Origin of the sequence: Paenibacillus sp. NPDC093718 (assembly GCF_050279985.1) — a bacterium.
In the GTDB taxonomy this organism is placed as follows: domain Bacteria; phylum Bacillota; class Bacilli; order Paenibacillales; family Paenibacillaceae; genus Paenibacillus_AQ.
Genome location: NZ_JBNNUS010000009.1, coordinates 31,200 through 46,266, shown reverse-complemented (window position 1 = coordinate 46,266; position 15,067 = coordinate 31,200). Strand labels below are relative to the sequence as shown.

Here is a 15,067-nt window from a genome sequence, read left to right as displayed (position 1 = left end):
GTACCGTCCTTACGTTTAATGTATGCGGGGAAGATGCCGATTCATGACGGTTTTTCATGCGATTTTGGTGGGGAAACCGAAGAATATTCCTGAGTTTGTACAAAATGAACTTTAATGTTAAGGAGAGGTCAATCGATGAAACGGATATCTTTAGGTTGGAGTCTTGCCGCAACGATTGCGGGTTGCGGGTTCATCTTGTTTGCCGCCGGTGCGGATCAGGGGATCGAGGGCTGGCAGCCGCTGAACGATCAGCTGGAGCAGGTGGTTGCGGCCGAAGAGAATGCGGGTGTGAAGACGTCCGGTGCTGATTCCCGGCATAAGGATGTGGACCCTTCTGAAGCCGGAACGGATTCGAAGACTGATGCAAAGAGCACGCAGGCAGGGCATATCGAGCCTGCCAGTAATGCGAAGGACTCCTCCATGCCAGACCAAGACCAAGGAGCGGCAGGGAGCGGTATAGCAGATCATACGGCTCTGTCTTCGGCTTCTGGCCAACCTTCTTCGCCCCCGGTACCGCCTCAGGCTGAAGGTGTCAGTCAGCAGTTACAGCAGCAAGCTCCTGTTAACAGTACAGTGCAGTCACCAGCAGCTCCGGATCCATCCGGATTGATTAATGTCAACACGGCAGATGCTGCAACGCTTATGGAGCTGCCTGGCATTGGCGAGGCGAAGGCCAAGGCCATTATCGATTATCGGAATCAGTTCGGTCCATTTAAAAGTCAAGCCGACTTGATGAACGTAAAGGGCATCGGGCCCAAAATGCTGGAGAAGATGAAGCCTTACGTTGGACTTTAGCTATGTGCTACAATAAAGGCGATATTGATAAGGAACAGGTGACAGATGATGAGTGCAGATCAACGTAAAGATTGGGATACTTATTTCATGGACATTGCCTTTATGGTTTCTACCCGCTCCCAATGCCCGCGGCGTCATGTCGGGGCGGTGCTGGTGCAGGGGAAGAAGCTGCTCGGGACGGCTTATAACGGCGCGCCGATGGGGGTGCCTGATTGCTCGGAAGCGGGCTGTATGATCGCTGAGGATTATGAATTGGTCGTACAGGATGGCAAGGAGAGCATGGTGAAGAAACAGCGCTGCGTCCGGACGATTCATGCTGAGCAGAATCTGCTGCTATTCACGGACCGGATCGATCGGGAAGGCAGCACGGTGTACGTGACGGATGAGCCCTGCTGGACCTGTGCGAATATGCTTGCCAACAGCGGCATTGTCGAGGTTGTGTTCCACCGTCCTTATCCGAAGGATTCGGGCAAGGTGTCCCGCATGATGGAACAGAAGGGGATTTTGTTCCGGCAGCTTGAAGCGTATGAGCCGCCGCGCGAAACCTTAATGACGGTAGCGGAGTGATTCATGAATATAAGGTTACGGAAGAAAATGAATAGAAAGCCACAGAGGAAGGACCTTTGACTGCGATATGCAGGCAAGGGTTCTTTTTTTATTTAATGATGAAGGGATTTGTTCAAATTATGAAGCGAAGGCCGTTACTTGTGTTTGCCGTGTTGTGGGTAATCGGCAGTGGTGCTGCATGCCTGTATGATGGATGGAGGCTGGCCTTGATTGGGGCCGGTCTGATTCTCATACTGCTTGCTGTATGTCATTGGGCAGGGACGGGGCGTCTTTTTACGCTCTGCATGTTGTTCTCCTTGTGTGTGTCGGGTTCTTATTGGGAATGGCATGACGCGGCGAATGTAAGTGATTTCGAGCCGGTCCTCTCAGGGGAGACATTGACGGACACCGTTCCTGTTACTGCTTTCGGAGTGATCACAACCCCAATTGAAGTGGATGGTGACCGCGCGGATTTCAATGTTGCCCTGCATCAAGCTGATCTCACGCTAACAAAGCCTCCAGCGCCGCAAAAACAAGCGAATCCGGATAACGGTACCTTGCGGAAGACAGATGATATCGTCAGGGTTCAAGTGAAACTAATGGACAAAACGGAGCTGGAGGTGGTTCATCGATGGCAGCGCGGGGACCGCATAGAGCTGACCGGAGAGCTGCAAAAACCTGGAGAAGCCCGCAATTTTGACGGATTTAATTATGCTCAATATTTGCGAACCCAGAAGATTCATTGGATGATCAAAGTGAAGGGCTCTGACCTAGTGAAGGTTACCCCGCCTGACAGCTGGAATTTAAGTCATGTTCTAAGATGGACGGATGCCGTTCGCCATGAGCTTGGGGGCAAGCTGGATCAATTGTACGGCGGAATCCATGCAGGTTATATGAAGGGACTTGTGATTGGCAATCAGGATGATTTGGATCCCGATACGTTTATGGAGTTTTCGCGTTTGGGGTTGACTCACATTCTTGCGATATCGGGCATGCATGTGGCAGTGGTTGTGGGATGCCTCTTCATTCGTATGCACAACCCTTCGAATGACGAGGGAGACCTCGCTGACCGTGGTCATGTGGCTGATTCCCGTTTATGTCCTGCTTACCGGGGCAAGTCCTTCTATTGTCCGTGCCGGCATCATGGGGATGATCGGTTTGTATGCTGCACGGCGGCGACTTTTGAAGGATGGACTGCATATTCTTAGTGTTGCCGCGCTCGTCATGCTGCTGTGGAACCCGTATTTTCTGGTGAACGTCAGCTTTCAGCTGTCATTCATCGTAACGGCGGGATTGATGATCTTCGTACCGAAGCTGATGCCGCTGCTGTCATTCTTGCCCCGCTGGCTTGCGGGAACCGTCGGAATCACGGTCGTAGCGCAGCTGATCTCCTTTCCCCTAACCATTTATTTTTTTAACCAGGTGTCGCTGATATCTGTCCTCGCCAATTTGATCCTGGTTCCGATTATTAGCCTTGTCGTTCTTCCGTTAGGAATGTTGTCCTTGCTGGTGGGGTGGGTATGGATGCGCGGAGCTGGCTGGTTGGCAGCTGTGACAGAATGGTTAAACCAAATAACGTTCCGAGTCGTTGAATGGATGAATGGTTCATCCGCTTTGATGACGTTGTGGCCGTCTCCGTCGTTAGCCTGGATATTATGTTATTTTGTTGTGCTGTATTCGTTGCTGTCCATTCTGAAGATGAGATCCAAAAATTGCGAAGGAGAGCGGATCGGATCGGATGATACCGTTCCATTGGAAGGACGCGTATCCTTGGATAGTAAAAGAGATTTGTCTGGGGCAACCGGCATGTTTCCGCTCGTGGATCAATGGGCCGGTGCGTTGCGATGGAGAGGTTTTTTTCGCGTCAGTGATTATATCGAGCGCTATGCAATGAGAGCCGCGATTGTCCTGCTGTCCGGAGCTTTGGTTTTTTTGCTGTACGGCGGCTATCAATCTCCGTCTATGCACGGAGCGGGACTCGTGCAATTCCTGGATGTAGGACAAGGGTTATATGTATACTTATGTTAGAAAATATAAGAGATTGTAGAATGGGCTTGTATAATAAGCTTTTCTTGTAGTAATTTAGCTCAATATGTGATGAAATGAGGAAAAGAGGAGGGGGATTAATGTCGATAAAATTTCAAGTGAAAAGAACAATTATTAGAAGAGTTAACGGTCAAATAACAGAAGGGGTTTCTATCGTCGTAGTTGACACCGAAACAAAATTCTTTAGAGTTCACCCTGTTACTAAGTTTATATTAGATGAATTGCCCAACTCTTTTAATTCACAGAAGAGTGCTGCAGAAGAAATTAAGAAATTTCTGAATTGGGTTTTTGTCGATAATTATCACATACTTGGGCTCAGTTCGATGGATGAAATCAAAATTGAACATGGAGTCCAGTATTTAAATTATCTTAAAAATAAAAATGTTAGTCAGGCAAAAACTACATCTCGATCCACAATGAAAAACGCAGATCGCTATTTAACGAGATTTTTTTATTATTTAAATAAAAATAATTGTTTAGAAGAGAAGCTCACTCCTAAGTTCGAGTATAACGCTTATGGGAAGCAATATCATCTATCGCCTTTTGTTGGTAATGGTTTTTCTTTGCCTAGCAAAGATGAGAATAATATGATGACTAAGCTAACTGCGTTTCCGGTTGACTCCCTTATTACTCACTTTATTGAAGTATCTAGGAAAGTTGCTCCGGATATCACACTAGGGTTATATTTTCAGTTTTTTGGAGGACTACGGTGTGGAGAAGTAGTTAATCTTACTAGATCATCTCTAATATTGAAGGGACTTTATGGGGAACATGGAGTAGAAGTTGACATAAAAGATCGTAGTGAAACTTTATTCTTAGGAACAAAAGACACTGCAAAAAATCAAGTGAAACAACCAAGAAATCAGATAGTGCAACGATTACCGTTTGTGAAGGAGATAATTAAATATCACTTACTGTCCATACTAGGTGAAAAACACTCTTCTCATGATGCTTTATTTGTGAATAGCAATGGTGAACCTATGACAGGTGCTGTGTATGAAAAGAGATTCTTAAAAGTGAAGAAAAGATTTCTTGAATTACTTGAAGGCTCTCCGTTCTACAGTACACTGACAAGAACCTCATGGTCGACACATATTGGAAGAGGTGTGTTTACGAATTTAATGGCGAAATTAGTTTCATCGCCTCAAGAACTAGCATTGCTTAGGGGAGACAAGACATTGGATGCTGCGATGGTATATATGTCTCGACAAAAAATCCAAGCAGAAGTTGAGGATGGACTAACAAAAATGTGGGAGAAAGGAGTTTTTAGTTACAGACATGAATATCTATGAGGTACATAAGAAGACCAAATGGAAATATGAAAGAATAAAATTATTAATTGATCAAGGCTATTTAAAATTAGACAAAGATCAATCAATTTTGGAAAGTTCGGTTGATGATATGATTGAATACTTGGATATGATCCGGCGAGAGTACATTACTTTTCGAGATTGTTTGATTAACGTCCTTGGACTCAACAAATCTCTAGATCTGAACCTATTGAATAGGGAAGTTAGAAATCTTTTAGAAGTGTTGGAACTTCCTTTCTGCGTAAATCACCATCGTACATTTGTTCATAAATCGAAAGTTAAATCATATATAGAACTCATTTTATCAAGCGAATTTATATTATTAGATGATGCAAGTAAAAATAATAAATATATTAAAAATGATACTCGTCTAGTAGCCCTAAATAAAGATATCAACGTTTATCCGCTAAAGGGAAACAAGTATTTAAGAATTAGCGAGATTGACACCTTTATGAACAAAATAACAAATAAGGTGCAGAAAAGATCGGTTGTAATTAAGGAACAATCAGTAGAGATAACCCCAATAGTTAATGATAAAGGTTCAATCACTTTTAGGCACGAAGATACTGAATATATAAATACTATTGGTATTCAAGAAATATTTAATTCTACTTATGAGAGAACAAGAGAGGCGATAAAAAGAGGGATATTCGGCCCAAGAGTGAAATGGGGTAGAACATGGTTCGTAGAAAAATCTTTGGTAAATCAAGCTTACCAGACTGCAATAAATATTGATAGTGAGTATTACACTCGTGCCGAAACGAATGAACGTTTAGGTTACAGAAATGTACAAAGCACAACTTTGAATTCTTCAATCAGGAGAATTACTTCGCCTTGTTCAGTATGGTTACTTGGGAAGGTAGCGACTCAAAGTAGTCCTCTTTATCTAAAAAAAGACGTCGATCAATTTGTGCTGAAACTATCTGGCCCAGCAGACCCTCATAACAAATTACTTAGCGGCCTCAAGTTTGTTGATTTATTACCAGAAACAGAGAAGTTATTTCAAGAATTTTGTGAGAAACAGATTTCGCAGTCTAACCGCAATAAAGACAGTATATTTAAAATGATTGAGGAGTTATTAAAGCTCGCTAGAATCATGGAAATGCAGAAAAAGGAATATCATATTTGCTCAAACGATGAGATAGATTCGCTACTAAAATCCATTCCTAAAAAGTTATATAAATATAAACTTTATCAATTCCTGAAGTATATTCATAACCAACGTATATGCAAATTCAAAATAGAAAAAATTAAAAATCCAAAGCCAAAAGGAGTGTATCAGACAGAAGGGGATATCTATTCTTTTGATGAATTAATAGATATCTATAATCATGCTACCAATATAAATCAGCATATCAGAGCATCTGTTGAGAATTATAATTACGCAGGTACATGGCTTTTCATTTTATTACATTTGTCTAATGCCTGGAGGAAGGCGGATGTTGTAAAAATCCCAAAGGTTTACCCCGAAGATATAGGTGTCAATAAAATGGACTACTTCTCCTCAGGGCGAATGCTTACTCTCGAGCAAGGTCAAGTTATTATTAACCAACTTAAAAGCTTTCAGCTGCGCGTTTCAAAAACTAATGTAATGAGGAATTTTTTTTGCACAATAGATTTGGTTATTCCTTTAGCAACTGCTATGTGTATCAATGAATTTCATCGACGGAATAATAATAACATAAGTAACTTTCTTTTGAACTTTAATAATAAAAGCCTTTGTCCTTCAACTACCCACCTAAGTACTTTCTTCAACTCAAGTGAAAAATTAATAGATTTTATATTTGGTAATAGAAAAATGAATAGAAGCTTAATGACGCACTTATACTATTCTATTCAAAAAGAGCAAGGCGAAGGGTACTCTGCTTTTATTCTAACTGCAAAATTAAGAAATCATGTGTCCGATATAACAAAAAGATATGTGAGTAAAACTAATGAATTCGGAGAAATTACAAGAGCGATCTTCAACCGAGGGGAATTTGGATATCTATACGATGCCCTTTTAAACATAGTAGCTGAAAATAAACCTACTTTTATTGAGCAAAGCGAAGAAATCCATAATATGCAAGCGATCATTTCTCCAAAGTTTCTAGAAACTATAGTAGGTTTTATTCAAACGATAGAAAATGAGAATCTTTCAATTATTTCCCCTATAAATAAAGTTTTTAACCTGGATAAATTAATAGAGTTAGATGATGATAGAAAGGTAGTGCTCGATTATATTAATAGATTAACGCCCTCGGAAGCCTTTCAACTTATTAGAAAGATCTATTTAAGGCAGCTCCCTTCTAAAGAAAAGCATATCCAATGCTTTACATATCCGTCTTGTTTCAGAGAATCAAACTATTTTGATTGCAAGTCATGCAAATATTCAATACCCAATTACATGGCAGTTGGGGCGATTATTAATGAATTTAAATTTAGAATTGATTATATTAGATCTGCTAAAACATTAGGTTCAAAAAACAAAGCGAAAAATTTGATTCTAAGTATTATGCCATCGATTAGTTATGCGATACAGACATTTGGAGAGGAAATGGTTTGGTCATTTATGGAAGGCGGATACCAAGAATTTGAGGATAGCTTATTAAGTATATAGGAGGGGCTATGGAGCAGGAGATTCTTTTTGAGCAAGAGATTCTTGATGAAACAGTCAAATTAGATGAAGTTGCAGAATTGGGGTTTGTTTTTGAGGATTCGGTAGAGGAGGCGCGAGTAATATTAAATAATTTAATTAAGAGAAAAATAATGCTTGAGGGTAGTTTTGAAGATGATGATTGGATTTATTTGCAGACGAACGGATATCAACTGACCATGCGGTTTTCGGAATTTAATTCTCCATTCAAAGTAGTGTTGAAATGTTGGTGTGCAGAGCTCTGTAATAGAATATATCCTCAAACGGCTGATTCCTATTTATACATTATTCGAACTGCTATGGACCTTACAGATAATTTTTTGCCTGGTAGAACAGAAATGCTTAGAGAACACATAGCAGAAGAGTGGAAACTATCTGAAAGTACCAAGCGTCATTATGTTTATGCATTAAAAAGCTTCCTAGTTTATAGTTCAATTGAACAGAGTGAAGACTATATAGCTTGTTTGAATTCAATCCCTCTTAGTACGGAATCTAATGTAAGACAACTACCAAAGTTTTATGATGTTCTTACCTTTCATGATGTCATTAATCATTTTATCAAAAGTTGGACGGAACAAGAGAAGTTATTATATTTTCCAATCGTCCTTTGGTGGAAAATAACATCAATTATTCCAATGAGAATTAGTGAGTTTTGTAGGTTGAGTAGGAAAGGTATTGTCTTCACAGAGAAAGGGGCATTGCTTACAGTAATTCGATCGAAGAATTATGCTCAACAGGATGAAACAATAGATACTTACGAGATTTCCCTTGAGATTTCTAACTTGATAAAAACATATTTGGATATTTCGAATGGCTATGGGAGTACTGAAACGTTAATCTCTTATAAAATGTATAAAAACTTATCAATGGAAAGAAATAAATATGGGAGGCCCGATACTCAAATAAATATAGAGAAATTCAACACAATGAATTTTAACACATTACTAGATAATTTCTATTGTAAAATCGTTGAAATTAAATATGGGTATAAGGGGATTGAGAGGATTAAGCCGACCGATACAAGACATTTTGCATTCTGCTCCCTTATGCTGCAAGGTGTCGATCCACTAACAATTGCAAGGTTAGGTGGTCATAAAAAATTAGAAAGTCAGTTACATTACCAAAGACATCTCGACTACTTTGTTGAATCAAAAATTTATCAAATTACCCGCATGAATATGTTGAAATTATCAAATACCGAACTTTTTAATTCTCCGTTTTTGCTAGAAGAATATGAGGTTAGGTCGTTAATTTCACTAGAAAAATTTAAACATATAGAAGAGACAGACGAAGGTGGATATTGTACTGATGCAAAGGAATTAAGATGTGAATCTACCCGCTCTTGTTTTCGGTGTTCAAAGTACTGGGTGTCAAGGGAAGTGCTAACTCAAAAGTTAGCAGAACTAGAGTCAGTTGATACAGATTTATTCCGAAGTATAAACAACAGACTGAAAATCATTCAACGATACTATAACGAGGCATACTCATTAATTGATGATGGCCAATTTAATATTCAGGCGAATGAATCACTTCAATATGAAGTGAAGGGTTTGAAAGGTGACATTCATGACTCTGCAATGTTAAAAACTTTATTGTTGTGGGAAAAAGGAGTACAAATGAATTGGTAAAAGGAAGAGTTGGACGGAAAAGATTATATGACGATGAGAAAACGATGTCAGCGCTAAAAGAGTTAGTTATCGAATTTAGGAAAAGAAACCCGGCAGGAAAAATTACGTATGTCAAAATGGCAGAGTTTTCTAAGGAAATGCATCTTGAAAACAGCAACAAATACCCGGTCATCTATAACCGATTTGTCTGGGCGAACCAAGCACGTTCTCTAATTGATGAAATTAATAAACCGATTAGATCCTACTCGAAACATAATATAGAAAATCTGGAGATTCCCCCAATTGCAAAATATATTGAGGAGTATTCAAATAATCCTAAAAAGTTACTTGCTTTGCTATTACCAACTGAAAAGCTGATATTTGATCTTCTTGAATTACTGGAAGCACGAACAGTTCAAATTTCGGAGCTTAATTATCAGCTAGATTACTTAAATAAGAAAAATGCGAGTTTACAGGAATTGTGTAATAATCTTAGTGAGTATGTTTTATCAATAGTATCACTAAGTAACGAGAAAAAATTTCGTCAACAATATGGTTTGCCCGAAATTCTAGAGTTTAATGAGAAATCAATGAGTGGGTTAAATGACTTAAGAAATTTCTTATACTCCACAGAACAAAAGAAAAAGAAAAACAATATGAGTGATAACATGCAAGAAAGTAAAGAAGGGGCAATTATGTTAGATCATTGGAAAAGGATAAAGGATACTAAATATACTGAATAGTGTTAGCAGAAAATATAGTATTGGACTGACGATGCTTCTTAAAGCTAACATTAACGGCCGGCAAAAACACTAAAAGGCAGAATTGCTGTAAATTTCAAAAGTATCTCTACACAATTCTTTTGCAAGATATATCTCTTGAGCTACATATACAAAGTGTTCTAGATGCCATAACCTACACTAAATTCTAATAAATCGCACATCATGATGAATGTCTATGTAACCGTCATAACCAAAAAATGGTTTTTGTATAATCCTGATCTTTTCAATTTCATCAATGGTCCAAATTAATTTATCATCTATAATCAAACTACTTGGAGTGAGGTTAACAGCAATTTGATTCTGTAATGCTAAATCCGGAATGTTATATCCCCCATGTTCACATAAGGCTGTTACATTCTCCGAGATCATTGAAGAATGTTTATTTTCAACATTTAACTCATACTTATTGCATAAGCTATTCCAAATGTAGATGGATGGAAAGGGAAGACAGCGTTGGTGCGCATTTTTATAGGTTGTAACACATATATCAACAAAGTTAATGAGCGGAAATATTCTTAATTACTGATAATTCTATAAATATAGATTGGTATGCAGTGTTTCATTTGAAGTCTCCTTATTTCAAGGAGACCTTTTCTTTAGTAGCGATTGTTTATACCTTCTTCTTTCAGTGTCTAACTTCCTACAAGGGAGATTATGATCAAAGGGTTAATTGCCTAAGTTGAAGCTTGTAGGCGTGGAGCGTTTGTTTGAGCGTACCAACACTGGACTCTGCTAGAGAAATATGATGAGCTGCACATAGTTAACCGAGAAGAAATAATTGCTTTTGTGGTGCGACAATTTTTATGAATTCCCTCCTACTAATACCAAGACGAGTGAAAAAAAGACTTATATTAATATTATGTATACGAAAGTTACCGTGGACAAGGAATCGCAACTAATTTGTTGAGTAAATCAGTTGATGAAGCTAAAAATTCAGATATTATATAAGTATGGTTTGAGGAAGCGAAACGGACGACAAGAACATAAAGAAATTGACAGCCGCATAAGTTGCGGTTTTTTAGTAGGTTCAGGTTTGTTCATGTCAGACGACAAGAATATATACGTATATAAAAGTCGTGAAAATCGCTGCTAGGCGGTGAGAAATTTATCTTAATTTATCTTATAAGATAAGTTATCTCATATAATATCGATATTCTCGGAGGAAATTATGATTGAGATTACAGGTAATGAGATCACCCAACTAAATGATACTGATCTAAGGTCATTAATCGGTCTTCTTTGTGAGGCTGAATTACAAGCTGCACAGATTGCAACTGCAGGTGTAACTTGGGGGGGCAATCAAAATGCAAAGGATGGTGGAATTGATGTACGTGTTGAAGTAAATTCTGAGATAGATCGCAACGGCTTCATTCCTAGATCAAAGACAGCATTTCAAGTAAAAAAACCAGATATGCCTCGAAAAGAAATTTTGAAGGAAATGCGGCCACATAATGAGCTACGACAAGTAATTAAGGATCTCGCAGATAGCAATGGGGCATACATAATTGTAAGTAGTCAGGGATCTACTTCAGATACATCATTAAATAATAGAAGAGTTGCTATGCAAGAGGCAGTTTCGAAGTACAGAAATGCTTCTAGATTAATGGTTGACTTTTACGATCGAGAAAGGATTGCTACTTGGGTTAGATCTCACCCTGCTATGATTATGTGGGTGAGGAACAAGATTGGGCAACCAATACAGGGGTGGAAGTCTTATTATAATTGGGTTAATCATGAGAAGAGTGTGGACGATGAATATCTCCTAGATGAAACATCTCGTTTGTACAATTCATCTAATGTGGAAACCGAAGGTGTAGATTTGCTGCAAGGTATTCAGGAGTTAAGAAAAATACTAAAACACCCGGGTTCCTCCGTGCGACTAGTTGGCCTGTCTGGAGTCGGGAAAACTCGCTTAGTTCAGTCTTTATTTGATGAGCGTGTCGGAGAAGATGCACTGAATAAGTCTTTAGCTATTTACACTGATTTAGGAGAAGCTCCTGATCCTGACCCTAAATCCTTTACTGAAAGACTTAAAGCTCTTCAAAAAAGGGGGATCTTAATAATAGATAATTGTCCCCCTGATCTCCACAGGTACTTGACTAAAGTGTGTTCAACTGAGGGTTTCCTAAGCTTAATTACTGTAGAATATGATGTTAGAGATGATCAACCTGAACAAACCACTGTATTTCGCTTAGAACCCGCTTCAAATGAGCTAATCATAAGAATTATTGAAAAGCAATTTATTCACATAAACAATGTTACCGCTAGGAAAATAGCAGAAGTGGCTGGTGGAAATGCACGTGTTGCCATTGCACTGGCAAAAACTATAAATACGGGAGAAGACATATCTAATTTAAGGGATACTGAATTGTTTAATAGATTATTTCAGCAGAGGCACGACCCTAACTCAAGGTTACTCAAAACAGCTGAAATCTGTTCCCTCGTATATTCATTTAATACTGAAACTGCTGAACCCAATAATATTGAAATGAAATCATTAGCGCAATTATCCGGAATGAGCGTTGCAGAACTCTATGAAAACGTGGCGGAATTGAAAAGACGCGATTTAATACAGCAGAGAAGCTCTTGGAGAGCAGTGTTACCTCATGCATTAGCTAACAGGTTAGCGCAAAGATCATTAGAAAATGTACCTATTCAGATAATAAAAGATACGTTTGAAAGCGGGGAATGCAATAGATTATTACAGTCTTTTTCAAGAAGGTTAAGTTATCTTCATAGCAATGAAAACGCAAAGAAAATTGCTCGCGAATGGCTTTCGGATGGAGCTATTTTAGGTGATTTAAGAAGTCTCAATTCGCTTGGTCTCCAATTACTGCGTAATATCGCTCCTATCCAGCCTGAACTAGTACTATCACGTCTAGAGAAAATTTTAGAACATGAGGAGGCATCAATATTCTTTTCAAGGCAGAACGAACATTTCAACTATTTTACTAGTATGCTGAAGTCAATTGCCTATGACATTGATCTGTTTAAAAGATCCTCTCAATTACTCTGTTATTTTGCACTAACAGAAGATGAAAATGAGAACAATAATTCGATACGTAGTGCATTGAAGTCGCTATTTTACCTCTACCTTTCAGGGACACATGCTACTCCTGAACAGAGGTTAGAGATCATTACTCAGTTAATTGAATCGGGTAGCGAAAAAGAAGTTTCTTTAGGTGTAACACTTTTGGAGGCGGCATTAGAAGCCTGGCATTTTAGGTCTTATAATAATTTTGATTTCGGAGCTCATGTAAGAAACTATGGGTATCAGCCGCAGAGTAACAAAGAAATCCATCATTGGTATAGAACATTTATCGAGTATGCTGTCTCTATCTCAGTGTCTGAAAAACCTGTTTCCAATAAACTAAGGGCTATTCTTAGTGATAAATTCAGAGGATTATGGACCCGTGCTAAAGTATATGATCTGCTCGAGTTTGCTGTAAAAGAAATTTCCACTGAGTATACATGGCATGAAGCATGGTATGCTGTTAAATGTATTAAAAAGTTTGATTCTGATAAAATGCCAAAACATATTGTTGCACGCTTAGACGTATTACTCTCATTATTAGAACCGCAAAATTTATATGATCAAATATTGCTTTTAACATTACCGGGTCACAGAAATCCATATTACTTTATTGAAACCGGTTCTGATGAGGATGTATTTTCGAAAATTGGAAATTTATCTCATGATCTTGCAACTAAAATTAGTTCGAAGGAAGAAATTCTTGACCCATTGTTAAGACATCTTTTGATTTCGGATAACAGAAATATTTATGAGATAGGTCAAGGTTTAGCAGAAGGAACTACTAATTTAAAAAGAATGTGGAATAATATAATGCAAAAGCTACATCATATAGAGAAATCTAAACGAAATTATAGGCTTATACAAGGTTTTTTAGATTATCTTTCTAGTTATGATGAAGGTTTCTGTAGCGAAATATTAGATAACGCACTATTTGATGAAATTCTTTCGGAAGTCTTCCCAATTCTTCAGCTTAGTGTAAAAATTGACTTTGAAGGGATAGAACGACTAAAAAAATCTCTTGAAATTGGGAAATCACCAATATGGTTATACGGGAATATAGCTTATGGAAGAGTGTCTTATCAGATAGGCGAAGATAATTTATGTGAGTTGCTTCAAATTATAAGTTCTAAAAAAGATGGGTTAGCCGTATCCATAGATATTTTTAATATGTGCTTCAATGACAATAGTATTTTAAGCCAGGGAGTTATTTCTCTTGGACAGGGGTTAATACTTAGCTATGATTTTTCTCAAACACATCTTAAAGACTTTCAAATATCTGAAATTTTTAAGATGTGTTTCAAACATGAAGACTCAGCAGATAAAGCTGGTATAGTAGCAATGAACCTATATTCATCAATAGTGGACAATAGTGTTTTTCACTCTGACTGTGATGATCTATTAAAGTCAATAGCCAAAATACATCCGCACATTTTTTTGGATGTATTTATAGGAGATCGCGACGAAATGGATTACCGAATTTCAGAAATATTCAGTGGGCAATTTAGTGCAAATCCTCTGAATTTAATCCAAGATAATTTACTAATCGATTGGTGTAATGTCAATGAGGAATTGCGGTATCCTTTAATAGCATCTGTTTTAGATCCTTTTTTTAATACTGGTACTGAATTACAATGGACACCATTAGCATTGTTCATTATAAATAGTTATCCTGAGCCAACAGTTATTTTAGATCAGTTTATGCATACATTTAGACCAAATCAATGGGACGGATCACTATCTGCGATAATGTTAAAACGGTTGCCTTTGTTAAATTCTGTATTAAACCATGATAATCCAATTGTTAGAGAGTGGGCCAGGAAAAAGGAACCTATCTTGAAAAAGGAAATTAATCAAACACGCCAATGGGAACAAGAGCAAGAACAGAAAAAAAACGAACGTTTTGAGTGATTATTTTTATAAGATTACATGAACACAATTTGGTCACGGTATCCGCGGCTTTTTTGTTTTAACAATGTAAGGAGACTGACCCCGAAACATGAGACAAATCAAAACAAGAGAATGGAACCTTGTTGTAAGATAGGTTTTTGCGTTGGTAACGAGAGTGAGTTACCTCGACGTAGAAATAAAGATGAAAACTATAGAATTGAGATTGGCAGGAGTACCGGTAAGCAATATTATGAGACGGTTGGGCATACGAAATAGGACGCAACTCAAGGTTTGGCTGAAGTGGTATCGAGAAGTCGAAACCTTCGCATGGAACAACCTGTAGGTAAGCAGTATAGCTTTGACAAAGGTCCAGAACACACCCCGAAACTGGAGAGAGTGAAAGTAGAAAATCGATTCCTGAGGGA

The 15,067-nt window shown here is 38.2% G+C and carries 10 protein-coding genes and 1 pseudogene; all 11 read left to right on the top strand.

What is annotated here, in order from left to right:
• Nucleotides 1-135 precede the first annotated feature (135 nt).
• The 11 genes and pseudogenes from ACQKPA_RS24445 to ACQKPA_RS24395 all read left to right on the top strand — a co-directional run bounded on the left by ACQKPA_RS24445 (nt 136) and on the right by ACQKPA_RS24395 (nt 14,985).
• Nucleotides 136-795, top strand: coding sequence for a ComEA family DNA-binding protein (locus ACQKPA_RS24445; RefSeq protein WP_427495094.1), 660 nt, complete (start codon nt 136-138; stop codon nt 793-795).
• A gap of 48 nt (nt 796-843) precedes the next feature.
• Complete coding sequence (locus ACQKPA_RS24440) at nt 844-1,362, top strand: deoxycytidylate deaminase (protein ID WP_427495244.1); 519 nt, start codon at nt 844-846, stop codon at nt 1,360-1,362.
• Between the two features lie 95 nt (nt 1,363-1,457).
• Nucleotides 1,458-2,309 (top strand): annotated as a pseudogene (locus ACQKPA_RS24435) (ComEC/Rec2 family competence protein); the annotation flags it as partial.
• Between the two features lie 28 nt (nt 2,310-2,337).
• Nucleotides 2,338-3,369, top strand: a complete 1,032-nt coding sequence (locus tag ACQKPA_RS24430; protein WP_427495093.1) for a ComEC/Rec2 family competence protein — start codon at nt 2,338-2,340, stop codon at nt 3,367-3,369.
• Nucleotides 3,370-3,467: 98 nt separating this feature from the next.
• A complete protein-coding gene (locus tag ACQKPA_RS24425; protein ID WP_427495092.1) occupies nt 3,468-4,679 on the top strand; it encodes a hypothetical protein in 1,212 nt (403 codons plus the stop codon).
• Entirely contained in the window at nt 4,666-7,296 is a 2,631-nt protein-coding gene (locus ACQKPA_RS24420; RefSeq protein ID WP_427495091.1) for a hypothetical protein, read from the top strand. The genes ACQKPA_RS24425 and ACQKPA_RS24420 overlap by 14 nt, the downstream gene beginning before the upstream one ends.
• An 8-nt stretch (nt 7,297-7,304) precedes the next feature.
• Complete coding sequence (locus tag ACQKPA_RS24415; RefSeq protein WP_427495090.1) at nt 7,305-8,960, top strand: tyrosine-type recombinase/integrase; 1,656 nt, start codon at nt 7,305-7,307, stop codon at nt 8,958-8,960.
• On the top strand, nt 8,954-9,682 hold the full coding sequence (locus ACQKPA_RS24410) for a hypothetical protein (RefSeq protein ID WP_427495089.1): 729 nt from the start codon (nt 8,954-8,956) through the stop codon (nt 9,680-9,682). Before ACQKPA_RS24415 ends, ACQKPA_RS24410 begins: the two co-directional genes overlap by 7 nt.
• A 927-nt stretch (nt 9,683-10,609) precedes the next feature.
• The gene (locus ACQKPA_RS24405) at nt 10,610-10,669 is read left to right on the top strand and encodes a hypothetical protein (protein WP_427495243.1); all 60 of its coding nucleotides are present in this window, start codon (nt 10,610-10,612) and stop codon (nt 10,667-10,669) included.
• 220 nt (nt 10,670-10,889) lie between these two features.
• On the top strand, nt 10,890-14,663 hold the full coding sequence (locus ACQKPA_RS24400) for a hypothetical protein (RefSeq protein ID WP_427495088.1): 3,774 nt from the start codon (nt 10,890-10,892) through the stop codon (nt 14,661-14,663).
• Between the two features lie 181 nt (nt 14,664-14,844).
• Nucleotides 14,845-14,985, top strand: coding sequence for a helix-turn-helix domain-containing protein (locus tag ACQKPA_RS24395; RefSeq protein ID WP_427495087.1), 141 nt, complete (start codon nt 14,845-14,847; stop codon nt 14,983-14,985).
• Nucleotides 14,986-15,067: the final 82 nt, after the last annotated feature.